Raw genomic sequence first — 26,759 nt, 5'->3', positions numbered from 1 at the left:
TGTCCGTCACAGGCTGGTCAGCGCGGCAGCACCGACGAGCCCATCAGGAATTCATCGACCGCGCGGGCGCACTGGCGGCCTTCGCGGATCGCCCACACCACCAGCGACTGGCCACGGCGCATGTCGCCGGCCGCGAACACTTTCGGCGCCGAGGTCTGGTAGGCATGGGCGCCGTCGACCGTTGCGCGGGCGTTGCCGCGGGCATCCTTCTGCACGCTGAACGCATCCAGCACCTGCTGCACCGGCGACACGAAGCCCATGGCCAGGAACACCAGGTCGGCCTTGATCTCGAATTCCGAATCCGGCACTTCGCTCATCTTGCCGTCTTTCCATTCGACGCGGCAGCCGATCAGCTTGTCGACCTTGCCGCCCTTGCCTTCGAAGCGCTTGGTGGCGACCGCGAATTCGCGCTCGCAGCCTTCCTCGTGCGAGGACGAGGTGCGCAGCTTGGTCGGCCAGTACGGCCACACCAGCGGCTTGTTCTCCTGCTCCGGCGGCATCGGCATCAGTTCGAACTGGGTGATCGACGCGGCGCCATGGCGGTTCGAGGTGCCGACGCAGTCCGAACCGGTATCGCCGCCGCCGATCACGACCACGTGCTTGCCGGTGGCCTTGATCTGGTCCTTGACCTTGTCGCCGGCATTCACGCGGTTCTGCTGCGGCAGGAAGTCCATCGCGAAATGCACGCCCTTCAGCTCGCGGCCCGGGACCGGCAGGTCACGCGGCTGCTCGGCGCCGCCGGCCAGGATGACGGCGTCGAATTCCTTGTCCAGGTCTTCCGGGAAGATCGTTTCGCGCGCCATGTTCGACACGCTGGCCGGAAAGTCCTTGCCGATCAGGACGCTGGTGCGGAAGGTCACGCCTTCGGCTTCCATCTGCTCGATGCGGCGGTCGATCAGGCCCTTCTCCATCTTGAAGTCGGGGATACCGTAGCGCAGCAGGCCGCCGATGCGGTCGCTCTTCTCGAACACCGTCACGGCATGGCCGACGCGCGCCAGCTGCTGGGCGGCAGCCAGGCCGGCGGGGCCGGAACCGATCACGGCGACCTTCTTGCCGGTCTTTTCGGCGGCCGGCTGCGGCACGATCCAGCCGTGCTCCCAACCGGTGTCGGCGATCTTGCGCTCGATCGACTTGATGCCGACCGCTTCATTGCTGATGTTCAGCGTGCAGGCCGCTTCGCACGGGGCCGGGCAGATGCGGCCGGTGACCTCGGGGAAGTTGTTGGTCGAATGCAGGTTGTCGACCGCCGCACGGTAGTTGCCGTGATAGACCAGGTCGTTCCAGTCGGGGATCTGGTTGTTGACCGGGCAGCCGGTGTTGCAGAACGGGATGCCGCAATCCATGCAGCGCGCGCCCTGCACTTTCGCCTGGGAGTCGGTCAGCGTCAGCACGAACTCCTTGTAGTTCTTGACGCGCTCGGCCGGGTCGAGGTAGTCCTCGTCCTGGCGTTGAAATTCCATGAAGCCTGTGATTTTGCCCACGATTGTTTTCCTTTTCGCTACCTCAACCGTCGTTCCCGCGCACGCGGGAACCCCATTTGACTTTCGTCTCTACGCTGAGGAATGGGATCCCCGCGTTGGCGGGGATGACGTTCACAATTTTTCTTACGCGACTTCCTGCTCGACCGCGTCGTTCGCCTCTTCCATGCTGCTGTTGTGCATCTCTTCCAGCGCGCGCTTGTACTCGGTCGGGAACACCTTCACGAACTTGCTGCGGCTGTTGGCCCAGTCGTCGAGCAAGTTGCGTGCGCGGGTGCTGCCGGTGTACTTGAAGTGGCGTTCGATCAGGCGGCGCAGGATGACTTCGTCGGCCTCGCGCTCGCCGCCGCGGGTCTGGGCGTGCCAGCCGGCGCGGTCCTTCTGCTCCTTCTCGGGCAGCACCGGGACCAGGTCCACCATCGCGGTATTGCACTTGGTGGCGAACTCGTTCTTCGGGTCGTACACGAAGGCCACGCCGCCGGACATGCCCGCCGCGAAGTTGCGGCCGGTCTCGCCCAGCACCACGACGGTGCCGCCGGTCATGTATTCGCAGCCGTGGTCGCCCGTGCCTTCCACCACCGTGGTGGCGCCCGAGTTACGCACCGCGAAACGCTCGCCGACCACGCCGTTGAAGAAGGCTTCGCCGGAGATCGCGCCGTACAGCACGGTGTTGCCGGAGATGATGTTGTCGACCGCCCAGCCGCGGAACTCGGTGTTCGGACGCACGATGATGCGGCCGCCCGACAGGCCCTTGCCGACGTAGTCGTTGCCTTCGCCGACCAGGTCGAGCGTGATGCCGCCCGCCAGGAAGGCCGCGGCCGACTGGCCCGCCGTGCCTTGCAGCTGGATGTGGATGGTGTCTTCCGGCAGGCCGGCGTGGCCGTAGCGCTTGGCGACTTCGCCCGACAGCATGGTGCCGACCGTGCGGTTCACGTTGCGCACCGGCGAGATGAACGAGACGCGCTCGCCCTTCTCCAGCGCGGCCTTGGCTTGCGCGATCAGCTTGTGATCCAGGGCGCGGTCCAGGCCGTGGTCCTGCGCATCGCTGTGGAAGATCTGGTGGCGGTGCTCGCTCTTCGGCTGATAGAAGATGTTCGAGAAGTCCAGGCCCTGTGCCTTCCAGTGGTTGATCGCCTTCGACTTGTCGAGCAGGTCGGCGCGGCCGATCAGTTCATCGTAGCTGCGGATGCCCAGCTGCGCCATCAGCTGGCGCGCTTCTTCGGCGACGAAGAAGAAGTAGTTGACGACGTGTTCCGGCTTGCCCTGGAACTTGGCGCGCAGGACCGGGTCTTGCGTGGCGACGCCGACCGGGCAGGTGTTGAGGTGGCACTTGCGCATCATGATGCAGCCCTCGACCACCAGCGGCGCGGTGGCGAAGCCGATCTCGTCGGCGCCCAGCATGGCGGCGATGACGACGTCGCGGCCGGTCTTCATCTGGCCGTCGGCCTGCACGCGGATGCGGCTGCGCAGGCCGTTGAGCACCAGCGTCTGCTGGGTCTCGGCCAGGCCCAGCTCCCACGGCGTGCCGGCATGCTTCACCGACGACAGCGGCGAGGCGCCGGTGCCGCCGTCATGGCCGGCCACCACGACGTGGTCGGCCTTGGCTTTCGAGACGCCGGCGGCGACGGTGCCGATGCCGACTTCCGACACCAGCTTCACCGAGATCGATGCGGTCGGGTTGACGTTCTTCAGGTCGTGGATCAGCTGCGCCAGGTCCTCGATCGAGTAGATGTCGTGGTGCGGCGGCGGCGAGATCAGGCCGACGCCCGGCACCGAGAAGCGCAGCGAAGCGATGTACTCCGAGACCTTGTGGCCCGGCAGCTGGCCGCCTTCGCCCGGCTTGGCGCCCTGCGCCATCTTGATCTGGATCTGGTCGGCCGAGTTCAGGTACTCGGCGGTGACGCCGAAGCGGCCCGAGGCCACCTGCTTGATCTTCGAGCGCAGCGAATCGCCCTCTTCCAGCGGCAGGTCGACCACCACGCGGTCCTTGCCCAGCACCGATGCCAGCGACTCGCCCTTGCTGATCTTGATGCCCTTGAACTCGTTCAGGTAGCGCAGCGGGTCCTCGCCGCCTTCGCCGGTGTTCGACTTGCCGCCGATGCGGTTCATCGCGATCGCCAGCGTGGCGTGGGCTTCGGTGCTGATCGAACCGAGCGACATCGCGCCGGTGGCGAAGCGCTTGACGATCTCCTTGGCCGGCTCGACTTCCTCCAGCGGGATCGCCTTGGCCGGATCGATCTTGAACTCGAACAGGCCGCGCAGCGTCAGGTGGCGGCGGCTCTGGTCGTTGATGATCTGCGCGTATTCCTTGTAGGTGTTGAAGTTGTTGGCGCGGGTCGAGTGCTGCAGCTTGGCGATCGCGTCCGGGGTCCACATGTGTTCCTCGCCGCGCACGCGGTAGGCGTATTCGCCGCCCACGTCCAGCTGGTTCGCCAGCAGCGGGTCCTTGCCGAAGGCCAGGGTGTGCAGGCGCAGCGCTTCCTCGGCGACGTCGAACAGGCTGATGCCTTCGACGCCCGACGCGGTGCCGCGGAAGTACTTGTTGACCAGTTCCTTGTTCAGGCCCACGGCTTCGAAGATCTGCGCGCCGCAGTAGGACATATAGGTCGAGATGCCCATCTTGGACATCACTTTCATCAGGCCCTTGCCGATCGCCTTGGTGTAGTTGTAGACCGCCTTCTCGCCCGACATTTCGTGCGGCAGGTGGGCGGCCAGGTCGACCAGGGTCTCCAGCGCCAGGTAGGGGTGCACGGCTTCGGCGCCGTAGCCGGCCAGCAGGGCGAAGTGGTGGGTCTCGCGGGCCGAACCGGTTTCGACCACCAGGCCGGTGGAGGCGCGCAGGCCGCGCTGCACCAGGTGCTGGTGGATGGCCGAGGTGGCCAGCAGCGCCGGGATCGCGACCTGGTCGGCGTTGACCTTGCGGTCCGAGACGATCAGGATGTTGTGGCCCGACTTGACCGCGTCCACGGCTTCCGCGCACAGCGAGGCGATCGAGGCTTCGATGCCTTCCTTGCCCCAGCCGACCGGGTAGCAGATGTTCAGCTCATACGATTTGAACTTGCCGCCGGTGTGGGCGCTGATGCCGCGCAGGCGCGCCATGTCTTCGAACGACAGCACCGGCTGCGCGACTTCGAGGCGCATCGGCGGGTTGACGTTGTTGGTGTCCAGCAGGTTGGGGCGCGGGCCGACGAAGGACACCAGCGACATCACCATCGATTCGCGGATCGGGTCGATCGGCGGGTTGGTCACCTGCGCGAACAGCTGCTTGAAGTAGGAATACAGCGGCTTGAGCTTGTTGGACATGACGGCCAGCGGCGAGTCGTTGCCCATCGAGCCGGTGGCTTCCTCGGCCAGCACGGCCATCGGCGCCATCAGGAACTTGAGGTCTTCCTGCGTGTAGCCGAACAGCTGCTGGCGGTCGAGCAGCGAGGCGGCGGCCTTCTCGCCCTGGGCGTGGCCACGCACGGCGTTGTCCGGCAGCTTGACCTCGCCCAGCTTGATGCGCACCGACTTGATCCAGGCCTTGTAGGGCTTGGCGTTGGCGTAGGTGTCCTTCAGTTCCTTGTCGTCGACGATGCGGCCGGCTTCGAGGTCGATGAGGAACATCTTCCCGGGCTGCAGGCGCCACTTCTTGACGATCTTCGATTCGGGGATCGGCAGCACGCCGGATTCCGACGCCATCACCACCAGGTCGTCCTCGGTGACCACGTAGCGCGCCGGGCGCAGGCCGTTGCGGTCGAGGGTGCCGCCGATGTGGCGGCCGTCGGTGAAGGCCATCGCGGCCGGGCCGTCCCACGGCTCCATCATGGCGGCGTGGTATTCGTAGAAGGCGCGGCGGTTCTCGTCCATCAGCGTGTGGTTTTCCCACGCTTCCGGGATCATCATCATCATCGCCTGGGCGATCGGGTATCCGGCCATGACCAGCAGTTCGAGCGCATTGTCGAAGCAGGCGGTGTCGGACTGGCCTTCGTAAATCAGCGGGAACAGCTTGGGCAGGTCCTCGCCCAGCACGGCCGACTTGAGCATGCCTTCGCGGGCGCGGGTCCAGTTGAAGTTGCCCTTGACCGTGTTGATCTCGCCGTTGTGGGCGATCAGGCGGTAGGGGTGGGCCAGCGGCCATTCCGGGAAGGTGTTGGTCGAGAAGCGCTGGTGCACCAGCGCCAGCGCCGAGATGCAGCGCGGATCCTGCAGGTCCTTGTAGTAAAGGCCGACCTGGTCGGCCAGCAGCAGGCCCTTATAGACGATGGTGCGCGCCGACATCGACGGCACGAAGAATTCCTGGCCGTGCAACAGCTTGAGCGCCTGGATCGCGTGGCCGGACGATTTGCGGATCACGTACAGTTTGCGCTCGAGCGCGTCGGTGACCATGATGTCCGGGCCGCGGCCGATGAAGATCTGGCGGATCACCGGCTCCTTGGCGCGCACGGTCGGCGACATCGGCATGGTCTCGTCGACCGGCACGTTGCGCCAGCCGAGGACAACCTGGCCTTCGATGCGCACGGCGCGCTCGATCTCCTGTTCGCAGGCGATGCGCGAGGCGTGCTCCTTCGGCAGGAACACCATGCCGACGCCGTATTCACCCGGCGGCGGCAGTTCGACACCCTGCCTGGCCATTTCGTCGCGGTAGTACTGGTCCGGGATCTGGATCAGGATGCCGGCACCGTCGCCCATCAGCGCATCCGCGCCGACCGCACCCCGGTGGTCCAGGTTCTTCAGGATCAGCAGACCCTGCTCGATAATCGAATGACTCTTGTTGCCCTTGATATGGGCGACGAAACCGACGCCGCAGGCATCGTGTTCGTTGACGGGATCGTACAAACCTTGGGCAATCATGAGCTTCTCCAACAGCTTTTTTGACGGGATGAAGGCCGACGATACTGCAACGCAGCAGGAAGATCAACAAGAACAATTAGGGTCGGAGTGGAATTAATTGACAAGTATTTTCTTTTCAAAATAAATGGGGACACAGTAAATGCGGAAGCAGGAACGTCGCTCCCGCGCAAGCGGGAACCCCCTTTGCTCGCATCATGGCAAGCACCAGCAAAAGCGATGGGCGTGCAAAATGGGCCCCCGCTTTCGCGGCGACGAGATGGAGTATGTTGTTGTATTAACGAGAAATCAGGCTGATTTCGGCGCCGGCGGCAGCGGCTTCTTGAAGGGCCGGCCGCGCTTGGCCGGCAGGATCTGGCGGCTGGTCTTGCGCTCCAGGTCGGCCTTGAAGGCGTCGGTGGCCAGCGGCCACCCTTTCATGACGGCGTCATTGATGCCCTTGAGCTCCGCGTCCGGGATGCCCTGGGCGACGAATTCCGTGTACGCCGCCTCGCGCTGGAACGGCGTATTGCCCAGCGCCCAGTAGAGCGAGTGATCGCTCACTACCGTGTCTACGCGCAGCCCGGCGTGATGCCGGTAGCTGGACCAAGGGTAATCGCCAGGCTCGGCCGCCAGTTGCGACCGCACGGGGTTGAGCTCGATGAAGCGGCTGCAGGCGAGGAAATACTTGTCCGTTTCGACCAGCGAGGTCCGGAACCGCCCCTGGAACAGGCTGCCGCTGCGCTGGTATTTCTGGTTGAACCAAGGCACGTACAAGCGGCCGAGCTTCTGCATCATCAGGGCCAGCCCGGTGTCGTCGCCGGGCGTGGCCAGCAGGTGCAGGTGGGTCGGCATCAGCGCGTAGGCATGGATCGCCACGCTATAGAAGCGGGAAGCCTCCTTCAGCCAGCCGAGCAAGCGCTCATGGTCCTCGTCGTCGCGGAAGATCAGCTGGTTATCGTTGCCGCGATGAAGGACGTGGTGCGGCTGGTGAGGAAGGATGAGTCGGGACTGGCGGGCCATGGTGCGGCAATTGTACACGGTTACGATTCACCATGTCCCCGATTATTTGGCTGCCCGCCGTCAAGACAGACCACCATGTCCCCAATTACGACCAATGACAGACGAGGCGCTCAGCGACCCTGTCCCGAATGATCGATCAGGAGAGCGTGAACCCGGCCGACAGGCTGTAGCCTTCGCCGTAGGCGCTGCGCAGCGGCAGATCCTGGCCCAGTCCGCTGCGCGCTTTCTTGCGCAGGCGATAGACAAGCATGTCGACGCGGCGGCTCGCTTCGGGATCGTCGCCGCCCATGCCGGCCACGATCACCTGGCGCGGCACCGGCCGGGTGTTGATGGTAAGCAGGTGCAGGAAATTGCACTCTTTCTCGGTCAGGTCGATCACCTTGCCCATCAGCTCAAGCTGGCGGGCGCTGACGCGGAGCACCCACTTGCTCGGTGTCGGCGCCGGCTCCTGCGGGCGCACGCGGCGGTCCAGCGCCTCGATGTGCGCGGCCAGTTCCGGGAACTTGATGGGCTTGGTCAGATAATGGTCGGCGCCCAGGCGCAGGCCGAGGATGCGATTGTCGAACGCGACCCGGCCGGTCAACACCAGCAGCCCGATCTCCGGATACAGCTGGCGCATGCGCGGGATGACATTGAATCCGTCCTCGTCGGGCAGGCCAAGGTCGAGCACCACCACCGCGGTCGGCGTCCTCGTCAATGCCGCCCACATGTCGCTGGCGGTTGTTGCTACTGATACTTCGTGGTCGAGCTCTTTCAAAAACTCGGCCATGTCGCCGGCATACTCGCCGTTGTCTTCAACAATCAGGATCTGCGTCATGGTCTGGCCATTGTTTTCGTTATGGTGTGGGCACGTCGCCTACCCCGGCCTATCGGACTGATTATCACTGCTGGGCTCGGTTCAGGCAACAACTTTCCCGCGGTTAATTTGTGTTGGCAACCAGATTTTGAACATGGCGCCGTCCCCTTGCTGGTCGAGCAACTCCAGGGTGCCGCCGTGGACCTCCAAAACGGCGCGCGCCATGTAAAGACCGAGGCCGCTGCCGGGCAAACCGACGGCATTGCTTCCCCGGAAAGTCTTATCGAAAATTCGCAGCGATTCGCCCGGCGGCACACCGGCGCCATGGTCGCGCACGCGAATGTCGATGCCGTTGGCGACGCCGCGGCCGGTCAGTTCGACCCCGCTGCCAGGCGGCGAAAACGCCAGCGCATTGTCGACCAGCACTTTCAAGGCCAGACGCAGGCCTTGCGGATCGCCGCGCAGGCTCGGCGGCAGGCCGTCCAGGTCCAGCTTGACTGGGCGGCCGGCGGCGCGCGCCTGGTCGGCAGCCTCTTCCAGCAAGATGCGGGGATCGACGCCGTTCGGCGCGCGCGCGCGGCCGAGTTCGGCCATGCGTTCGGGCGACAGATACTCGTCGAGCATGCCGATCAGGCGGTCGACCGCGCTGCCGATCTTGCGGTAGCGCTGGCGGACGGCCTCGTCGGCCATGGCGCTGGTCGCTTCCAGGCGCTGGATCGCGCCATCGATCACGGCCAGCGGGGTGCGGAACTCATGGTTGAGCATGCGCGCGAAACGCTGCTGCTCGGCCTGGATGGCGCGCTCGGCGGAGCGGTCGCGGATGACGCCGGCCAGCGCGACGGCGGTGCCGGCCTGGTCCAACACCAGGGTGGAACTCAGCTGCAGTGGAATGCTGGAGCCATCCGGACGTGTGAGCTCGATGTCGCGGATCACGTGCAGGCGGCTGCGATCCCCATCGGCGAAACGTCGCAGGCGCGCGTCCATGCCGGCGCACAGCGCGGCCAGCGGGCCATCGGCGTCGGGGTTCAACAATTGTTGCGAGAGTTCTTGCTCGCCGTAGCCGAGCAGTTGACCAGCGCCAGCAGAAAGATAGGTGAGCGCGCGGTCGCGGCAATCAATGATGAAGGCGGTGTCGCCGGCCAGCTCGGCGATCGCGCGGAACGCTGCCATGTCATCGGGCCGCGCCGGCGCTGGGCTGGGTCGGTCGATGCTGGCACTACCTGTCATTGGTCGCGTCCGATAGTTTTGGTGAGAAAGGAGCTTTCAGTATATGGGCGGATGGTCACTTTGTATAGACATGCTTGTCTTGCCGGGACCGAAAGGACAGATTTACGGGAAAGTGAAGGCGGAGAGCATGCGCCGCGCATAAAAATGCACTGCATGCGTTAATCGTGAGCGTTGCTCTTTGTTCCCGCGGAGGCGGGAACCCCATTTCTTTCGCCGGCCGCTAGGTTTGGATTTGGCGGAGTGCGGGGGAAATGGGGTTCCCGCCTTCGCGGGAAGTCGTTTCCGGCAGTGCCGGAAACGACGTTCTGTCTGAGGCAGGAAGCTGCCGGAAGGAAGGATCAGTCTTCCAGCGGCGCGAAGATGGCTTGCAGGTCTTCCTGCGTTAGCGCCATTTTCTGCGATTCGCCTTCGGCCAGGATGGACTGGGCCAGTTCGGACTTCTTCTGCTGCAACTGCTGGATCTTCTCTTCCAGCGTGCCCTTGGCGATCAGCTTGTAGACGAACACGGGCTTGTCCTGCCCGATGCGCCAGGCACGGTCGGTGGCCTGGTTCTCGGCGGCCGGGTTCCACCACGGGTCGTAGTGGATGACCGTGTCGGCCGCGGTCAGGTTCAGGCCGACGCCGCCCGCCTTGAGGCTGATCAGGAAGATCGGCACCGCGCCCTGCTGGAAGGCCGCCACCTGCGCCGAACGGTCGCGGGTTTCGCCGGTCAGCAGCGCGTAGGGAATGTTGCGCGCATCGAGCTCTTCCTCAATGAGGCCGAGCATGCTGGTGAATTGCGAGAACACGAGGATCTTGCGGCCTTCTTCCAACAAGTCGTCGATCATCTGCATCAGGTCGGTCAGCTTGGCCGACACCGGCTGCTTCTTGGCCGGCAAGGCCTTGACCAGGCGCGGGTCGCAGCAGACCTGGCGCAGCTTCAGCAGCGCTTCCAGGATGACGATCTGGCTGCGCGCCACGCCCTTGCGGTCGATTTCCTCGCGCACCTTCTTGTCCATCGCCAGGCGCACGGTCTCGTACAGGTCGCGCTGGGCGCCGGTGAGTTCGACCTTGCGCACCATCTCGGTCTTTTCCGGCAGTTCCTTGGCGACATTGTCCTTGGTACGGCGCAGCAGGAAGGGACGGATGCGGCGGTTCAGCAAGCCGCGGCGCACCGGGTCGTCCTGGCGCTCGATCGGATGACGGAACTGGGTGTTGAAGGTCTTCTCGTCGCCCAGCAGCCCCGGCAGCAGGAAGTGGAACTGCGACCACAGCTCGCCCAGGTGGTTCTCGAGCGGCGTGCCGGTCAGGCACAGGCGGTGGCGCGCGTCGAGCGAACCGGCCGTTTGCGCGGCCTTCGAACGGGTGTTCTTGATGTAGTGCGACTCGTCGAGGATCACCAGGTGGTAGTGGTGCTCGCGCAGCTTTTCCTCGTCGCGCGGCAGCAAGGCATAGGTGGTGAGCACCAGGTCGGCCTGCTCGATCTGGTCGAACAGTTCCATCCGCTCCTTGCCCTGCAGCAGCAGCACCTTGAGGCCGGGCGTGAAGCGGCTGGCTTCCTCGACCCAGTTGGTCATCAGGCTGGTCGGCGCGATCACCAGTGCCGGGCTGGTCAGGCGACCCGCTTCCTTCTCGGTCAGGATGTGGGCCAGGGTCTGCACCGTCTTGCCCAGGCCCATGTCGTCGGCGAGGATGCCGCCGAGGTCGTACTCACGCAGGAACTGCATCCACGACAAGCCATCCAGCTGGTAGTCGCGCAGGGTGGCGCGCAGGCCCTCCGGCGCGGCGACTTTCTTCACCGAGCCGAAGCTGGCCAGCTTGCGGCCGGTTTCGCGCAGCTGCTCGCCGCCGAACCAGCGCAGCTCCAGGCCACGGGCCAGGTCTTCCAGGCGTGCCGCGTCCAGCGTGGACAGGCGCACCTTGTCTTTGATCTTTTCGTTGAAATAGAGTTCGCCCAGCGTAGCCAGGATGGGCTTGATGCGGCCCCAGGGCAGCGCCACGCGCAGGCCGTCCTTCAGCGTGGCCAGCATCTGGTCGTCCTCGGCGTGGGCGGCCAGCACTTCCGGATTGAAATCGGTCGGCGCGCTGCGGATCAATTGCACCAGCACAGGCAGCAGCGGGACGCGCTTGCCGTTGACGACAATGCCCAGCTCCAGCTCGAACCAGGCCTTGCCGGCTTCTTCCGGCTCGTCGATCTCCGCGTACCAGTCTTCCACCGGCACCACGTCGTAGCGGTAGCGGGGCGACTTCTGCAAATGCCAGCCGGCGTCGATCAGCGCGTCGAGATCGTCCTCGGCGAAACGCAGCCAGTGGGCCTGGCTTTCCAGCTGTTGCGCGCCCACCACGCCGTTCAGCGGCGCCGTGCCCGGCTTGCGGAAGCCCAGCTCCCCCAGCTTGGCCAGCGCGGCGGCTTCGTCGGCCTGGTCGCGCTCGATGACCTCGGTGATTTCGCCGACCTGGCGCACCACGCGCTGGGCCGGGTCGAAGGACACGCGCTGGCCGTCGTAGTCGTAGGACAGCACGGCGAAGTCGTGCCAGCGCTGGCCGTTGATGTCCGGCAGTTGCACCGAGTCGAGCAGCAGCGCGGGCACCGGCTTGACGTCGTTGCGCACGCGCTGGGTGAGCGGCTGCGGCAGCGGCATCAGCTGTTGCAGGCCGTGCGCCAGCAGCAGTTGCGACACGCGCTTTTTATCGGTGCCGCCCAGCGCCGGCGCCTGCGCCACCAGGGCTTGCAGTTCCGCCAGCGAAATCTCGATGCCGCCGCGGTTCAGGTCCAGCGGGCCGCAGGACAGGTTGTCCACGTACCACGGCGGATCGGTCGGCAGCATGTAGTCGATCTGGTCGGCCCCGGGATGGCTGACGCCCTTGCCCGCCGGTTCCACCGACCAGCCGAGCTTGGCAATGCGCCCTTCGTCGCGCCACGCCAGGTTGGCCTGGCGCTGGGGGCCGGCCTGCAGCGGATAGACGAGGCCATTGGCCATGTCCTGCCAGGAATTAGCCCACAGCAACTTTTCTTGCTCCAGCAACATCTGCAACAGGATGGCGCCGACCTTGCCCTTGGGCTCGGTGGCGCTGGTGCCTTGCGAGGAACCGCTGCGCATGGCGATGAAGAAACGGACCAGGTCTTCGTCAACGCCTTCGAGATAGGCCGGCGGCGCCGACAGCAGGGAGAACACTTCGCTCACCGGGCTGGCCGAGGCCACTTCGCCGTTCGGGCGCAGCTTGGCTTTGCAGAGGCAGATGGCAACGTGGCGGCCGCCGCTGGTGGGCGCCATCACGTACACGAATTTGAACTGGACAGCTTTGGGGTCCGTCACTTCGGCGGTCAGCTTGGGGCGCGGATGCGCCGCCGCCTCGACCCGTTGCAGCCAGCTCGTCACGGGCGCGGGCAGTGCCGGCGAGCGCGCGGGAGCGCGGGCGGGGGCTACTGCGTCGCTGGAGCCGTCGCGTTGAAAATCAACTGTGTGCATGGGTCCCTGGAGTCTGTATCAAAAAGTGCAACGAACGCTATTATCCTTCATACGGACGCTTCTGTTTTGTTCGGAATCGCACGTATCCTAGAAAACTTTTTCGTGTGAAATATCACATGGGGGCGACAGGCCAAATCGGCAAGCCCGGCCCGGTTTCACGGACGATTCGACACGCGGCTGTTCAGCCGGTTCGCATGATTTTCGGTTCTCGCGCCGATGTGATCAAGCACAAGCTTTGGTTTTGCCAAGCGGGCAAGCGTTTGCACGACAGCGGCCGCCTGTCAAGACTGGCGCGTCACGGACGAATGCGTATCATTGGCCGCTTCACCACGTTTCGCTTGCACCAATGCTGCCATCCATCGAACAACGTCTTGCCGTCGAACTGTCGGCCAAACCGGCGCAAGTCGCCGCCGCCGTCGCCCTGCTGGACGAAGGCGCCACCGTCCCCTTCATCGCCCGCTACCGCAAGGAAGCCACCGGCGGCCTCGACGACATCCAGCTGCGCCTGCTCGAAGAACGCCTGCGCTACCTGCGCGAACTGGAAGACCGCCGCGCCGCGATCCTTTCCTCGATCACCGAGCAGGGCAAGATGACGCCGGAGCTGCTCGACGCGGTCACTCACGCCGAGGACAAGACGCGCCTCGAAGACCTGTACCTGCCGTACAAGCAGAAGCGCCGCACCAAGGCCCAGATCGCGATCGAAGCCGGGCTCGCGCCGCTGGCCGAGAGCCTGCTGGCCGATCCCGCGCTGAACCCGGAAACGGAAGCGGCCCAGTATCTGCGCGAAGCCTTCACCACGGCGGACGGCGCCAGCAACCCGGGCGTGGCGGACACCAAGGCCGCGCTGGACGGCGCACGCCAGATCCTGATGGAGCGCTTCGCCGAAGACGCGAGCCTGCTGCAGTCGCTGCGCGAATACGTGCAGGACCACGGCGTGGTCGAGTCCAAGGTCGTCGAAGGCAAGCAGGACGAAGGCGAGAAATTCGCCGACTACTTCGATTACTCCGAGCCCTTGGCAAACCTGCCCTCGCACCGCGCGCTGGCGCTGATGCGCGGCCGCCGCGAAGGCATGCTGGACGTGACGCTGCGGCTTGACAGCGAAGCGGAAAAGCCGAAGTGGGACGCGCCGCACAATCCCTGCGAGAGCCGCATCGCCGCGCACTTCGGCATCAGGGGCGCGGGCCGTCCGGCCGACAAATGGCTGCTCGACACCGTGCGCTGGACCTGGCGCGTAAAGAGCTTCATGCACCTGGAGACCGAGCTGATGGGCGCCCTGCGCGAGCGCGCGGAGCTGGATGCGATCGGCGTCTTCGCGCGCAACCTGAAGGACCTGCTGCTGGCCGCGCCGGCCGGCCCGCGCGCGACCATGGGCCTGGACCCGGGCCTGCGCACCGGCGTGAAAGTCGCGGTGGTCGATGCCACCGGCAAGGTGGTCGACACCGCGACCATCTACCCGCACCAGCCGCGCAACGACTGGGACGGCGCGCTGCACGTGCTGGGCGCGCTGGCCGCGAAGCACAATGTGTCGCTGGTCTCGATCGGCAACGGCACCGCATCGCGCGAGACCGACAAGCTGGCGCAGGACCTGATCAAGCTGCGGCCGGAACTGAAGCTGACCAAGATCGTCGTGTCGGAAGCCGGGGCATCGGTGTACTCGGCGTCGGAGTTCGCATCGCGCGAGCTGCCGGAACTGGACGTGTCGCTGCGCGGCGCGGTGTCGATCGCGCGGCGTTTGCAGGACCCGCTGGCGGAGCTGGTGAAGATCGATCCGAAGTCGATCGGCGTCGGCCAGTACCAGCACGACGTATCGCAGACCCAGCTCGCGCGCTCGCTCGATGCGGTGGTCGAGGACTGCGTGAACGCCGTCGGGGTCGACGTGAACACGGCCTCGGCGCCGCTGCTGGCACGCGTGTCGGGCCTGTCGGCGTCGGTTGCGCAAAGCATCGTGGCCTACCGCGACATGAAGGGCGCGTTTGCCTCGCGCGCGGCGCTCAAGAGCGTGCCGCGGCTGGGCGACAAGACCTTCGAACAGGCCGCCGGTTTTCTCCGCATCATGGGCGGCGAGAACCCGCTGGATGCGTCGGCGGTGCACCCGGAATCATATCCGGTGGTCGAGAAGATCCTGGCCGACATCCAGCGCGACATCAAGGGCGTGATCGGCGAGGGCAAGCTGCTCAAGGCGCTGAATCCGGCCAAGTACGCGGACGAGCGCTTCGGCGTGCCGACCGTGACCGACATCCTGAAAGAGCTGGAGAAACCGGGCCGCGACCCGCGGCCCGAATTCACCACCGCCACTTTCAAGGAAGGCGTGGAGGAGATCAGCGACCTGAAGGCCGACATGATCCTGGAAGGCGTGGTGACCAACGTCGCCGCGTTCGGCGCTTTCGTGGACATCGGCGTGCACCAGGACGGGCTGGTGCACATCTCGGCACTGTCGAACAGCTTCGTGAAGGACCCGCACACGGTGGTCAAGGCCGGCCAGGTGGTGAAGGTGAAGGTGCTGGAAGTGGACGTCAAGCGCAAACGCATCGCGCTGACCATGCGGCTGTCGGACAGCGCGCCGCAGCCGGGTTCGCGCCCGGAGCAGCGCGCGGATCGCAACGACGCCAAGCGGCTGGGGCAGCATCAGCGCCAGCAGGAAAAAGCGGCGCCGGCCGGCGGCGCGATGGCGGCGGCTTTCGCCAAGCTGCGGAAGTAGCTAGCAGAAAGCCGTCGTCCCGGCGCAGGCCGGGACCCATGCTGAGTTAGCTCCGCCTTCGGCGTCGAACGCTCTGCGGCGGCGCGAACGGTCTATGGATCCCGGCCTGCGCCGGGATGACGGTTTTTGGGTTAACGAGTGAAACGAGCTAACGCGTGGCTTACAAACGACCCACCCCACCCACCCGCGCACCCGCCCCGGCGTTTTCTTATAAAATGACGCCATTCAAATACACTTTTTAGCCAAGGCAGATCACAACATGAGCGACGTTCAAACCTGGATCAAAGAGACCGTGACCACCTCCCCGGTCGTGCTGTTCATGAAAGGCAGCGCCCAGTTCCCGCAGTGCGGCTTCTCCGGCCGCGCCATCCAGATCCTGAAAGCCTGCGGCGTCGAGAATATCGCCACCGTCAACGTGCTGGAAGATCCGGAAGTTCGCCAGGGCATCAAGGACTACTCGAACTGGCCGACCATCCCGCAGCTCTACGTCAACGGCGAGTTCATCGGCGGTTCGGACATCATGAACGAGATGTATGAGTCGGGCGAACTGCAAGCCCTGCTCAATGGCGGCAAGTAAGACCCAAGCGCGCCGGCTGGTGGTCGCCATCACCGGCGCCACCGGGGCCATCTATGGCGTGCGCCTGCTCCAGCAGCTGGCCGCCACGCCCGGCGTCGAGAGCCACCTCGTGGTGTCCGACGCCGCTTCCCTCACCCTGCACCAGGAAGTCGGCATGCAGCGCCGCGATGTCGAGGCGCTGGCCCATGTCGTGCATCGCAACCGCGACGTCGGCGCCGCCATCGCCAGCGGGTCGTTCCAGACCGACGGCATGGTGATCGCGCCCTGCTCGATGAAGACCCTGGCGTCAGTGGCCCATGGCCTGTCGGACAACCTGGTCGCGCGCGCGGCCGACGTCACGCTCAAGGAGCGCCGCCGGCTGGTCTTGATGGTCAGGGAGACACCGTTCAATCTCGCGCACCTGCGCAATATGACGGCGGTCACGGAAATGGGCGGGATCGTGTTCCCGCCGCTGCCGAGCTTCTACCACCGCCCGGCCAGCATCGACGAGATGGTCGACCACACGATCGCGCGAGTGCTCGATCTGTTCGGGCTCGAGCACGCGCTCGCGCCACGTTGGTCGGGGATGAAGACGGACACCGGGGCCTGAGGCCCGGCGTTCAGCTTTTCTCGACGAGGACCTCGCCGATCGCGCGCTTGAGGTCGCGCGCTTCTTCCAGCATGCGCCGCTGCGCGATCTTCTTGCGCATCACTTCGGCGTGACGCGCGGCCGTCATCGGCGGCGCAGTCATCAGTTCCTTCAGTTGGGCGGTGTTGCTGTAGTTGCTTTTCATCATACGGCTTGCCCTCGATGCTGAACGGTTACGGGTCGGCAGTGACCGCGTAGATTATGCGGCAGTCTGCGCGGTTTGTGCCGATTTCCCGTAAAGATTTTTTTCGCGAGGGCAATGCCCGTACTTACTGCCTCTGGTGGTTCATGCGCACCAGCATGCGGATGAACTCGCGCGCCATTTCGCGGTGGTGGTCATCCAGGCGCTGCAGGTCGGCGATCAGCTTGACGTCGGCCGATTCGAAGCGGGCGCTGGTGTTGCTGGCTTCGCCGGTGGCGGGATCGGTGTCGCCGCCGAAGCGCAGCCAGTCGGCCGGTACGCCCAGCCACTGGGCCAGCATGCGCAGTTTTTCCTGGGTCGGGATCGCTTCGCCAACCAGCCATTTGCGGGCGGCGTGGACCGTGATCGGCCGGCCTTCGAAGCGAATGTTAAATTCGCGGGCCAGGCGCGTGGGGCTATCCGGAGAGTAATGGGCGGTTTTCAGGGCGTGTTGCAGACGTTCGCTGAAGCCTTCCCGTTCATTAGTGGAATTCATGTGCGGCACTATTTCACGTAGCAACCTGAAAGTCAGTCTCAGGAGTACAGAGACTAAGGTTGTCTTGCGCTGTTTTTAAAAGAAAAGAACTTGTGAGAATTGGCTAGAATTTCCAATTGCTTAGAACAATACCTTAAAACGGGGCGCTTAGCATGACACACCGAAAAAAAGTCGGGCAAGGGAGAAGGCCACTTGAACCCGATTGCCGCCGGCGGTGAGACTGTCACCGCGCAACTCCGGCGGCCGTGCGAGAGAAATTCCGTAAGTTGCCCTATGGTAACACGAAACGGACAATACCATCGTTTCCGGTTAAGCGGCGCAAACGACCATCCCGAAACAATTTTTGCAGGTGGGCAAGCGCCTCGCCGAGCGCGAAACTGAGCTGGTGCGCGTCCAGCTGGCGCTTGAACATGACAGGAACAATGTCAACTGCGCTTTGCGGTGCGCGGCAAGCGGCCAGCACTTCCGCCAGGCGCGCGTCGTGGTGGGCGCGCAGCTGGGCGATGCGGGTGTGCAGGCCGCGGAAGGGGCGGCCGTGCGAGGGCAATACCAGCGTGTCTTCCGGCAAGCCGGCGAACTTGCCGAGGGAGTCCAGGTATTGCTGCAGCGGGTTGCCGTCGGGCTCCACGGCGAACACGGAGACATTGGTCGAGATGCGCGGCAGTACCATGTCGCCGGAAATCAGGATCTTCCGCTCCGCGCAATACAGGGCCGCGTGTTCGGGCGAATGGCCAAAGCCGGTAATCACGCGCCAGCTGTGCTTGCCGATATGTATTTCCTGGCCATCCTGCAGGCGGGTGTAGGCTTCCGGCACGGCCGGCACCAGCGACGGGTAATAATTACGCCGGCTGCGCATCTGCTCCAGCATGGCCGGATCACGCAGGCCGTGGCGCTCGAAGTGCGGGATCGCCGAGGGGCCGTCGACGCCCGGCAGCGCGGCCGCCATCATCCGCGCGAACGCGAATTCGGCCGCCGTGGTCCAGAACGGCGCCTCGAAGCGCTCGCACAGCCAGCCGGACAGGCCGACGTGGTCCGGGTGGCAATGGGTGGCGAACACGCGCAGCAGCGGCTGGCCCTGCATCACGCCGGCGAACAGCTGTTCCCACGCGGCGCGGGTCGGATCGGTGCCGGCGCCGCAGTCGACCGCGGCGAAGCCGGCGCGGCCGTCCTGCGCGTCATTCAGCAGCCACAGGTTGATATGGTCGAGCGCGAACGGCAGCGGCATGCGCAGCCAGCGCAGGCCCGGCACGATGGACTCGGCGGCGCCGGCGGCAGGCAGGGTGTCGCCGAAGGGGTAGGCGAGCTGGGACTCCAGGGGATTCATACGGAAACTTTCGTAATCTGAGGGGACGCGCGCTACAATGTGTTTGACGTTGACGTAAACGGAATACGGAACCATTCTCATTCTAAGCGATCCGGAAAATCGCTACTTTTCATGCGGTAGACCTTCATGGCCACATACACCATCGCCGAACTGGCGCGCGAATTCGACATCACGGCACGGGCGATCCGCTTCTACGAGGACCAGGGCCTGCTCAGCCCCACGCGCGAGGGCCAGGGCGGACGCAACCGCGTGTACACGCCGCGCGACCGCACCCGCCTCAAGCTGACCCTGCGCGGCAAGCGGCTGGGACTGACGCTGTCCGAGATCAAGAGCATCATGGACATGTACGAGTCGCCCAAGGATACCGTGGCGCAAATCAACCGCTTCCTCGGCGTGCTGGCCAAGCAGCGCGAGACGCTGGAGCAGCAGCGGGCCGATATCGAGGTCGCGCTGGCGGAGATCGTCGCGCATGAGGAAGAGTGCAGGCAGTTGCTGGGCGAAAGCGGGCAGCGTGGCGGGGCGAAGGCGGCGTGAGTAATCGCTCACTCTCGCGCTATCGCTAGCCACGCCCCGTTGGATAACAATTAAATCAAACAGCCGCAAAACGCAGGCTACTTGACGTTTACGTTAACGTCACTGCTGCGGTATCATGCACTTCTCTGAAAACCCGCCACCGACCACGTGAGGACGACATGCTGCATCTCCCCGGCTTGACCTTTGACCACGGCGAGGACATCGCCGCGCTGCGCGAGGCAGTGCAACAGTTCGCGGCCAGCGAAATCGCGCCGCGCGCGGCCGAAATCGACCGCAGCGACCAGTTCCCGATGGACCTGTGGAAGAAAATGGGCGAGCTGGGCGTGCTCGGCATCACGGTGAGCGAGGAATACGGCGGCGCCGACATGGGCTACCTGGCCCACATCGTCGCGATGGAAGAGATTTCGCGCGCCTCGGCCTCGGTCGGCCTGTCCTACGGCGCACACTCGAACCTGTGCGTCAACCAGATCAAGCGCAACGGCAGCGAAGAACAGAAGCGCAAATACCTGCCCAAGCTGATCTCGGGCGAGCACGTGGGCGCGCTGGCGATGTCCGAACCGAACGCCGGGTCCGACGTGGTCAGCATGAAGCTGCGCGCCGAGCTCAAGGGCGACCGCTACGTGCTGAACGGCACCAAGATGTGGATCACCAACGGCCCCGACGCCGACACCCTCGTCGTCTACGCCAAGACCGACATCGAGGCCGGCCCGCGCGGCATGACCGCCTTCCTGATCGAAAAAGGCTTCAAGGGCTTCTCGATCGCGCAGAAGCTGGACAAGCTGGGCATGCGCGGCTCGCACACCGGCGAGCTGGTGTTCGAAGATTGCGAAGTGCCGGTCGAGAACGTGCTGGGCGGCGTCGGCAAGGGCGTGAACGTGCTGATGTCGGGTCTGGACTTCGAGCGCACCGTGCTGTCCGGCGGCCCGCTGGGCATCATGAGCGCCTGCATGGACGTGGTGGTGCCCTACATCCACGAGCGCAAGCAGTTCGGCCAGGCGATCGGCGAGTTCCAGCTCATGCAGGGCAAGATCGCCGACATGTACTCGACCATGATGGCCTGCCGCGCCTACGTGTACGCGGTCGGCCAGGCCTGCGACCGCGCCGACAACCCGGCCGCCGTGCGCGCGCTGCGCAAGGACGCCGCTGGCGCCATCTTGTACAGCGCCGAGAAGGCGACCTGGATGGCGGGCGAAGCGATCCAGACGCTGGGCGGCAATGGCTATATCAACGAGTATCCGGTCGGTCGCCTGTGGCGCGATGCGAAGCTCTACGAAATCGGCGCCGGCACCAGCGAAATCCGCCGCATGCTGATCGGGCGCGAGTTGTTTGCCGAAACGGCGTAAGCAGAAACACCACCCGCAAACAACGTCGTCCCGGCGAAGGCCGGGACCCATGCTGAGCTTCCAGTCATGCGACCTGCGCAACTTCGGACGCGGTCTATGGGTCCCGGCCTGCGCCGGGACGACAGTTTCGAGTTGGCCTAAAATATTTGCGTAGCCATCCCGCACGCACCCCTACTCTCTTCCGCCACCTCATTGGAGAACTACAAATGAATGATCCAGTCGTTATCGTCGGCGCCGCCCGTACCCCGATGGGCGCGTTCCAGGGCGATTTTTCCTCGAAGACCGCGAGCGATCTCGGCGCTGTGGCGATCCAGGCCGCGGTGGAGCGCGCCGGCGTCAAGCCGGATGCGGTCGAACACGTCTACTTCGGCAACTGCCTGATGGCCGGCCAGGGCCAGGCCCCGGCGCGCCAGGCGCTGCTGAAAGCCGGCCTGCCGATGTCGACCGGCGCCGTGACGCTGTCGAAAATGTGCGGCTCGGCCATGCAAGCCGCGATCTTCGCCCATGACCAGCTGGTCGCCGGCAGCGCCGACATCGTGGTCGCCGGCGGCATGGAGTCGATGACCAACGCACCCTACCTGATCCCGAAGGCGCGCGGCGGCTACCGCATCGGCCACGGCATGATGTTCGACCACATGATGCTGGACGGCCTGGAAGACGCCTACTCGAAGGACGAGAAAACCGGCGGCGGCCGCTCGATGGGCACCTTCGCCGAAGAGTGCGTGGCCAAGTACCAGTTCACCCGCGAAGAGCAGGACAACTTCGCGATCGCTTCGGTCAAGCGCGCCCAGGAAGCCACCGGCGAAGGCTACTTCAAGTGGGAACTGGCGCCCGTCACCGTGTCCTCGCGCGCCGGCGACGTGGTGATCGACAAGGACGAAGGCCCGCTCAAGGCCAAGGTCGACAAGATCCCCTCGCTCAAGCCCGCATTCAAGAAGGACGGCACCGTGACCGCCGCCTCGTCGTCGTCGATCAACGACGGCGCCGCCGCGCTGGTCATGATGCGCGAATCGAAGGCCAAGGAACTGGGCCTGGCGCCGATCGCCCGCATCGTCGGCCACGCCACCTTCGCGCAGGAGCCGAACCTGTTCACCACCGCGCCGATCGGCTCGATGGAGAAGCTGTTCAAGAAGACCGGCTGGAGCGCGAAGGACGTCGACCTGTTCGAGATCAACGAAGCCTTCGCGGCGGTGCCGATGGCGGCGATGCGCGACCTCGGCATCCCGCACGAGAAGGTCAACGTGCACGGCGGCGCCTGCGCGCTGGGCCACCCGATCGGCGCCTCGGGCGCGCGCATCATCGTCACCCTGCTGGGCGCGCTCAAGCGCACCGGCGGCAAGCGCGGCGTGGCATCGCTGTGCATCGGTGGTGGCGAAGCGACGGCGATGGCGATCGAGATGGTTTAAGCCTAGCCGTCGTCCCCGCGCAGGCGGGGACCCATAGACGATGCGACTGGCCGCACCATAAGCAAAGGCCACGCAAACTCAGCATGGGTTCCCGCCTCCGCGGGAACGACGGTAACTATTCTTCCGACAGCTGGAGGTGGCGATGCCCACAGCACTGATCCTCGGCGCCTCACGTGGCATCGGCCACGAGCTGGCCCGCCAGTACAAGCAGGACGCCTGGCGCGTGATCGCCACCGCGCGCAAGCCTGAGGACGTCAACAAGCTTTCCCGGCTGGGCGCCGAAGCGCACCAGCTCGACGTCACCAGCGCCGAATCGATTGCCGGCCTCGGCTGGAAGCTGGACGACGAGAAGATCGACGCCGCCTGGCTGGTGGCCGGCCTGTACGGCCCGCACGAGCGCTTCCCCTCGCAGGACGAATTCGACGCGGTGATGCACACCAACGTGCTGTCCGCGATGCGCCTGATCCCGGTGGTCGCGCCGCTGGTCGCGAACCGGCGCGGCAAGCTGGCGGTGCTGTCCTCGCGCATGGGTTCGATGAGCGGCCGCAGCAGCGCGGGCGGTTCGCTGTACCGCGCCAGCAAGGCCGCGCTGAACTCGGTGCTGGTCGACGCCGCGCTGACCTGGGGCCCGCAGGGCGTGACCTGCGTGAGCTTTCATCCCGGCTGGGTCCGAACCGACATGGGTGGCAGCAGCGCGCCCCTGCCGGTCGAGCAAAGCGTGCGCGAGCTGCGCGCCACCTTGGCCGCCGCGCAACCGTCGGCGAATGGCAGTTTCCTGAACCACGATGGCACGCCGATACCCTGGTAACGTCAATCATCACCACTACCGTCGTTCCCGCGGAATGACGTTCACTTTACTATTGACTGTCCCCACATGATCCTGACCGAAGAACACCAGATGATCCGCGACGCCCTGCGCACGTTTTCGCAGGAGCGCCTGGCCCCGAACGCAGCGCGCTGGGACCGCGAGGAATATTTCCCGAAGGCCGAGCTGAAGGAGCTGGCCCAGCTCGGCGCGTTCGGCGTGGCAGTGCCCGAGCAGTACGGCGGTGCCGGTCTCGACTACGTGGCGCTGGCGCTGGTGCTGGAAGAGATCGCGGCCGGCGACGGCGGCACCTCGACCATCATCTCGGTCAACAACTGCCCGGTCTGCTCGATCGCGATGATGTACGCGAGCGAGGAACAGAAGCAGCAATGGCTGGTCCCGCTGGCCCAGGGCGAGCTGCTGGGCGCGTTCGCGCTGACCGAGCCGCACACCGGCAGCGACGCCGCCGCGCTGCGCACCACCGCCACCCGCGATGGCGACGAGTATGTGCTGAACGGCACCAAGCAGTTCATCACCAGCGGCAAGAACGGCGACGTGGCAATCGTCATGGCCGTAACAAGCAAGGCCGCCGGCAAGAAAGGCATCAGCGCGTTCTGGGTGCCGGTCAACACGCCGGGCTACATCGTGGCCGGCGTCGAGCACAAGATGGGCCAGCATTCCTCGGACACGGCGCAGATCGTGTTCGACAACTGCCGCATCCCGGCCGCCAACCTGATCGGCGAGGAAGGCATGGGCTACAAGATCGCGCTGTCGGGACTGGAAGGCGGCCGCATCGGGATCGCTTCGCAGTCGGTGGGCATGGCGCGCGCCGCGTTCGAAGCGGCGCTGGCCTACGCCAAGGAGCGCGAGAGCTTCGGCAAGCCGCTGTTCGAGCACCAGGCGGTGCAGTTCCGCCTGTCGGAGATGGCGATGCAGATCGAGGCCGCGCGCCAGCTGATCCTGCACGCGGCCTCGATGAAGGACGCCGGCCTGCCCTGCCTGAAGGAAGCGGCGATGGCCAAGCTGTTCGCGTCCGAAATGGCCGAGCGCGTGGTGTCGGCCGCGATGCAGGTGTTCGGCGGCTACGGCTATGTGGCCGACTTCCCGATCGAGCGCATCTACCGCGACGTGCGCGTGTGCCAGATCTATGAAGGCACCAGCGACATCCAGAAGATCCTGATCGCGCGGGCGCTATAAATCAATTTAGAGAACGTCATCGCCGCGCACGCGGGGACGACGGTCAGCTTGCTAACGGATTGCCACACTAACCTTGTCGATACAAAAACCGGTCTGCAAGGCATAGTCCTCGTTCATCGTGAAGGACAGCACGATGTCCTGGCCGCGGAACGCCGACAGGTCGAAGCTGCGCACCTGGTAGCCGGGCCTGGCGTCCAGGTTGCTGTAGGTGGCCAGCGTCGCCAGCACCGTTCCGGCCGCATTCTTCACCTCGACCGCGAGCGTATCGTAGGCGGTCGCCGGCGCGATTTCCGCCGTGTCCACATGCAGCGCAAAACTGAGGCTGGCTGACGCGGCGCCCGCCGGGATGCTGATCGGCTGGCCCAGCGTCTCGGTAGCCGCCCGCCCATTCCCGCCCATGTAGGCAAAGGCCTTGCCCTCGTACGGCGCCTCGCCCGCGCCCTGCCAGCTGCCGACCACCGCGGTGTTCCCGCGCCAGCCCTCCCAGCCCGCTTCGAAACCGCCGTTGAACACCAGCTCGGCCGGTCCACCGGCCGTCACCGTCAGCTGTGCCGGATCGCTGGCGACGGACTGCCCGCGCGCATCCGACAGCAGCACCGAATACAGCGCGCCGTTGTCGCCCGGCTGCGCCACGACACCGAACACGCTGCCGGTCGCGCCCGGCACACTCACGCCGTTGCGGCGCCACTGGTAGGCGTAGGGCGGCGTGCCACCGCCGGGCGCCACCGCGAACCAGGCCGTGGTGCCGGCCGGCGCGGTCACGGGCTGCGGCTGCCACACGATGCCGAAGGCCTGGCCCGCGTTCGGTTCGTCGAGATCCTTGCCGACATTGACCGCCGCATAGGCACGCAGCACGGCGGCCGATTCCGGCCCCGGCCCGTACAGCTCGATCGCGGATGCGTACAGCTTGTTGCGCGCATCCATGTAGTCGGTGGTGGAGGTGAACTTGGTCGTCAGCGCGCGGAACCAGATGCGGTAGGCCTTGTCGTTTCCGATGCCGGTCATGGCGCGCGGCCATTTGTTCAGGTAGGGGCTGAAGGCATCGCTGGCCGGGTCCGCGCTCGATCCCTGCGACAGGAAGTAGAACATGCGGTTGTTGGGCCCGCTGCTGTAGTGCACGTCGAGATTCTGCAGCTGCCAGCTCCAGGCATTCGGGCTGGCGCCGTCCTTGCTCGGCTTGATCATCCAGCGCAGCGGGGCACCGCTGCGGCTGACCTGCTGGCCGATCAACCAGTCGTTGCCGCGCGCCGGGATGGTGGCGCCGCCCGCGCCCGCATTCGCGTAGGCCTCGGTCATCTCGCCGTTGATGTCGGATGCGGATTCATTCAGGCCGCCTGATTCGAAGTGGTAGTCCAGCGCTGCGGTGGCGGCCGTGACGCCGTGCCCCATCTCGTGGCCGATGATGTCGATGGCGCCGAGGTTGTAGAACCGGGCGCCGCCGTCGCCGATGAACATGCAATGGCAGGCGTCGCTGTAGTAGGCGTTGTCATAGCCGTCCCAGGCGTGCACCGCGATGTAGGTCGCCGTGTTGTTGCCGTCCAGCGAAGACCAGCCGAGCACGTTCTTCAGCGTGTCGTAGGTATTCATCATGCCCCACATGGCGTTGACGGCGGCGGTCTGGCCGTTCTCGCCGAGCGTGGGCCAGCCGAGCTGGTAGTCCTGGCCGTCGCCCCAGCTGTTGAAGGTGCGCATGTAGACGTCGCCGGCGGTGCCGGTGTGGGCGGCATCGACCACGGTGTTGACGCCGAACTTGCCGCCGGTGCCGCGCAGCGGGTCCTGCATCCAGTAGCTGCCGTTGGTGTAGGCGGTGCTCAAGCGCACCTGGCCGTTGTACTGGCTGTAGCCGACGCCGGCCACGGTCTGCACCGCATTCCATTGGGCGATCACGTGGCCGTCCCTGGCGCTGACGAGGGTGTCGCGAAACAGCGGGCGGTCCACGCCCATCTCGCGCGTCTTGACCAGGTAGGCAAGCTCGTAGCCGGTGAGCTGTTTGACCACGTCGGCCGCGTTCAGTCCGCCGCTGCGCTTGCCCAGCACGCTGGCGGCGCGCATGCGCTGCTGCACGGGGTAGATGAGCAGCTCGGCGCTGGCGGGCGCGGCCTCGGCGACCACGCGCAGCGGCGCCACACCCTGTGCCGTCCGCACCGCATCCGCCGCCGCGACGCGGGGCGTGACGTCGAACTGGATGAAGCTGCCGGCCAGCAGGGACGATCCCGCGCCCTGGCCGAGGCCGCTGCGCAAGTCCTGCAGCGTCTCGCCGACCACCTTGCCGCCGGCGTCGCTGACGATCACCGATTCCGAACCGAGGATGCGCAGGCCCTTGTAGGTGTGGGCGTAGCGCGTGACCCAGGCGCCGGGGCCGCCGGGATGGCGCGCCGTCAGCCGGTAGCCGTGGTCATTGTCGAGGCCATACTTGAGCCTGGCGCCGTCAAGCGCGATCTTCACCTGCGCCTCCTCCGGCGCGCGCACCGGCGCGGACATCATCGCGCTGGCGGGCGCGCGCAGCGGCATGCGCGTCACCGCCAAGGCGTCGCCGCACAAGGCCAGCGGCGCAAGCGCGGCGTAGAACTTGATGCTTGTCTTCATGTCGTCTCCGTTCCGATTGTTGTCGAGCCGGAGAACGATATGCCTGCTACATGAGCGGGCTTTATGGAACAACAAGTGCGCGTGCTTTAATCACCACACCGGAAAACGTCGTCCCGGCGGAGGCCGGGACCCATGCTGAGTGCGATACGCCTGCGGCGAGTGCCGTTTGTTCGACAGCTCAAGCTGTCTATGGGGCATCAAT

The 26,759-nt window shown here is 65.5% G+C and carries 18 protein-coding genes; 8 read left to right on the top strand and 10 right to left on the bottom strand.

Going from position 1 to position 26,759, the window contains the following annotated elements:
- Positions 1-17 precede the first annotated feature (17 nt).
- The 6 genes from NX778_RS17605 to NX778_RS17580 form a co-directional block, all read right to left on the bottom strand.
- Positions 18-1,481, bottom strand: coding sequence for a glutamate synthase subunit beta (locus NX778_RS17605; RefSeq protein ID WP_258813084.1), 1,464 nt, complete (start codon positions 1,479-1,481; stop codon positions 18-20).
- Positions 1,482-1,604: 123 nt separating this feature from the next.
- Complete coding sequence (locus NX778_RS17600; RefSeq protein WP_258813083.1) at positions 1,605-6,311, bottom strand: glutamate synthase-related protein; 4,707 nt, start codon at positions 6,309-6,311, stop codon at positions 1,605-1,607.
- Between the two features lie 285 nt (positions 6,312-6,596).
- Positions 6,597-7,310: a transposase gene (locus NX778_RS17595; protein WP_258813082.1), complete on the bottom strand. Its 714-nt coding sequence runs from the start codon at positions 7,308-7,310 to the stop codon at positions 6,597-6,599.
- Between the two features lie 136 nt (positions 7,311-7,446).
- Positions 7,447-8,127, bottom strand: a complete 681-nt coding sequence (locus NX778_RS17590; protein WP_258813081.1) for a response regulator transcription factor — start codon at positions 8,125-8,127, stop codon at positions 7,447-7,449.
- An 81-nt stretch (positions 8,128-8,208) separates the two neighbouring features.
- Positions 8,209-9,276, bottom strand: coding sequence for a PAS domain-containing sensor histidine kinase (locus NX778_RS17585; protein WP_258813080.1), 1,068 nt, complete (start codon positions 9,274-9,276; stop codon positions 8,209-8,211).
- 395 nt (positions 9,277-9,671) lie between these two features.
- Positions 9,672-12,782, bottom strand: a complete 3,111-nt coding sequence (locus NX778_RS17580) for a DEAD/DEAH box helicase (protein WP_258813079.1) — start codon at positions 12,780-12,782, stop codon at positions 9,672-9,674.
- A 346-nt stretch (positions 12,783-13,128) separates the two neighbouring features.
- Here NX778_RS17580 and NX778_RS17575 point away from each other — a divergent pair, with 346 nt between their 5' ends.
- From NX778_RS17575 to NX778_RS17565, 3 genes are all read left to right on the top strand, one after another.
- A complete protein-coding gene (locus tag NX778_RS17575; protein WP_258813078.1) occupies positions 13,129-15,480 on the top strand; it encodes a Tex family protein in 2,352 nt (783 codons plus the stop codon).
- A gap of 259 nt (positions 15,481-15,739) precedes the next feature.
- Positions 15,740-16,057 (top strand): Grx4 family monothiol glutaredoxin, encoded by a 318-nt coding sequence (grxD, locus tag NX778_RS17570; protein WP_258813077.1) that lies wholly within the window; start codon positions 15,740-15,742, stop codon positions 16,055-16,057.
- Positions 16,044-16,646 carry a UbiX family flavin prenyltransferase gene (locus NX778_RS17565; protein ID WP_258813076.1) on the top strand — a complete coding sequence of 201 codons (603 nt, stop codon included), beginning with the start codon at positions 16,044-16,046 and terminating at the stop codon, positions 16,644-16,646. The genes grxD and NX778_RS17565 overlap by 14 nt, the downstream gene beginning before the upstream one ends.
- Positions 16,647-16,656: 10 nt before the next feature.
- Here the strand turns inward: NX778_RS17565 and NX778_RS17560 are convergent, their stop codons facing one another.
- The 3 genes from NX778_RS17560 to NX778_RS17550 form a co-directional block, all read right to left on the bottom strand.
- Positions 16,657-16,833 (bottom strand): hypothetical protein, encoded by a 177-nt coding sequence (locus tag NX778_RS17560; protein WP_258813194.1) that lies wholly within the window; start codon positions 16,831-16,833, stop codon positions 16,657-16,659.
- 121 nt (positions 16,834-16,954) lie between these two features.
- The gene (locus NX778_RS17555) at positions 16,955-17,362 is read right to left on the bottom strand and encodes a hypothetical protein (protein ID WP_258813075.1); all 408 of its coding nucleotides are present in this window, start codon (positions 17,360-17,362) and stop codon (positions 16,955-16,957) included.
- A 271-nt stretch (positions 17,363-17,633) separates the two neighbouring features.
- Positions 17,634-18,686, bottom strand: coding sequence for an MBL fold metallo-hydrolase (locus NX778_RS17550; protein ID WP_258813074.1), 1,053 nt, complete (start codon positions 18,684-18,686; stop codon positions 17,634-17,636).
- Positions 18,687-18,812: 126 nt separating this feature from the next.
- Between NX778_RS17550 and NX778_RS17545 the strand changes: the two genes are divergently transcribed.
- From NX778_RS17545 to NX778_RS17525, 5 genes are all read left to right on the top strand, one after another.
- Positions 18,813-19,220 carry a MerR family transcriptional regulator gene (locus NX778_RS17545; protein WP_258813073.1) on the top strand — a complete coding sequence of 136 codons (408 nt, stop codon included), beginning with the start codon at positions 18,813-18,815 and terminating at the stop codon, positions 19,218-19,220.
- Between the two features lie 158 nt (positions 19,221-19,378).
- Positions 19,379-20,563 (top strand): isovaleryl-CoA dehydrogenase, encoded by a 1,185-nt coding sequence (locus NX778_RS17540; RefSeq protein WP_258813072.1) that lies wholly within the window; start codon positions 19,379-19,381, stop codon positions 20,561-20,563.
- 206 nt (positions 20,564-20,769) lie between these two features.
- Positions 20,770-21,969 (top strand): acetyl-CoA C-acetyltransferase, encoded by a 1,200-nt coding sequence (locus NX778_RS17535; protein ID WP_258813071.1) that lies wholly within the window; start codon positions 20,770-20,772, stop codon positions 21,967-21,969.
- A 142-nt stretch (positions 21,970-22,111) separates the two neighbouring features.
- Positions 22,112-22,777 (top strand): SDR family oxidoreductase, encoded by a 666-nt coding sequence (locus NX778_RS17530; protein WP_258813070.1) that lies wholly within the window; start codon positions 22,112-22,114, stop codon positions 22,775-22,777.
- A gap of 66 nt (positions 22,778-22,843) precedes the next feature.
- Positions 22,844-23,971: an acyl-CoA dehydrogenase family protein gene (locus tag NX778_RS17525; protein ID WP_258813069.1), complete on the top strand. Its 1,128-nt coding sequence runs from the start codon at positions 22,844-22,846 to the stop codon at positions 23,969-23,971.
- Positions 23,972-24,022: 51 nt separating this feature from the next.
- On the opposite strand, the gene NX778_RS17520 is transcribed toward NX778_RS17525, so the two are convergent.
- On the bottom strand, positions 24,023-26,557 hold the full coding sequence (locus tag NX778_RS17520) for a M4 family metallopeptidase (RefSeq protein WP_258813068.1): 2,535 nt from the start codon (positions 26,555-26,557) through the stop codon (positions 24,023-24,025).
- Positions 26,558-26,759: the final 202 nt, after the last annotated feature.

Origin of the sequence: Massilia terrae, from assembly GCF_024753145.1 — a bacterium.
Taxonomy (GTDB): Bacteria; Pseudomonadota; Gammaproteobacteria; order Burkholderiales; family Burkholderiaceae_D; genus Telluria; species Telluria terrae.
The sequence above is the reverse complement of the archived record's forward strand: the minus strand, read 5'-3'. Positions and strand labels throughout refer to the sequence as shown.

Coding starts and splice junctions, on each gene's coding strand:
- NX778_RS17525 (WP_258813069.1), top strand. CDS start 22,844: ATGATCCTGACCGAAGAACACCAGATGATCCGCGACGCCCTGCGCACG.
- NX778_RS17520 (WP_258813068.1), bottom strand. CDS start 26,557: ATGAAGACAAGCATCAAGTTCTACGCCGCGCTTGCGCCGCTGGCCTTG.
- NX778_RS17540 (WP_258813072.1), top strand. CDS start 19,379: ATGCTGCATCTCCCCGGCTTGACCTTTGACCACGGCGAGGACATCGCC.
- grxD (WP_258813077.1), top strand. CDS start 15,740: ATGAGCGACGTTCAAACCTGGATCAAAGAGACCGTGACCACCTCCCCG.
- NX778_RS17565 (WP_258813076.1), top strand. CDS start 16,044: ATGGCGGCAAGTAAGACCCAAGCGCGCCGGCTGGTGGTCGCCATCACC.
- NX778_RS17535 (WP_258813071.1), top strand. CDS start 20,770: ATGAATGATCCAGTCGTTATCGTCGGCGCCGCCCGTACCCCGATGGGC.
- NX778_RS17580 (WP_258813079.1), bottom strand. CDS start 12,782: ATGCACACAGTTGATTTTCAACGCGACGGCTCCAGCGACGCAGTAGCC.
- NX778_RS17560 (WP_258813194.1), bottom strand. CDS start 16,833: ATGATGAAAAGCAACTACAGCAACACCGCCCAACTGAAGGAACTGATG.
- NX778_RS17600 (WP_258813083.1), bottom strand. CDS start 6,311: ATGATTGCCCAAGGTTTGTACGATCCCGTCAACGAACACGATGCCTGC.
- NX778_RS17595 (WP_258813082.1), bottom strand. CDS start 7,310: ATGGCCCGCCAGTCCCGACTCATCCTTCCTCACCAGCCGCACCACGTC.
- NX778_RS17550 (WP_258813074.1), bottom strand. CDS start 18,686: ATGAATCCCCTGGAGTCCCAGCTCGCCTACCCCTTCGGCGACACCCTG.
- NX778_RS17575 (WP_258813078.1), top strand. CDS start 13,129: ATGCTGCCATCCATCGAACAACGTCTTGCCGTCGAACTGTCGGCCAAA.
- NX778_RS17530 (WP_258813070.1), top strand. CDS start 22,112: ATGCCCACAGCACTGATCCTCGGCGCCTCACGTGGCATCGGCCACGAG.
- NX778_RS17545 (WP_258813073.1), top strand. CDS start 18,813: ATGGCCACATACACCATCGCCGAACTGGCGCGCGAATTCGACATCACG.
- NX778_RS17590 (WP_258813081.1), bottom strand. CDS start 8,127: ATGACGCAGATCCTGATTGTTGAAGACAACGGCGAGTATGCCGGCGAC.
- NX778_RS17585 (WP_258813080.1), bottom strand. CDS start 9,276: ATGGCAGCGTTCCGCGCGATCGCCGAGCTGGCCGGCGACACCGCCTTC.
- NX778_RS17555 (WP_258813075.1), bottom strand. CDS start 17,362: ATGAATTCCACTAATGAACGGGAAGGCTTCAGCGAACGTCTGCAACAC.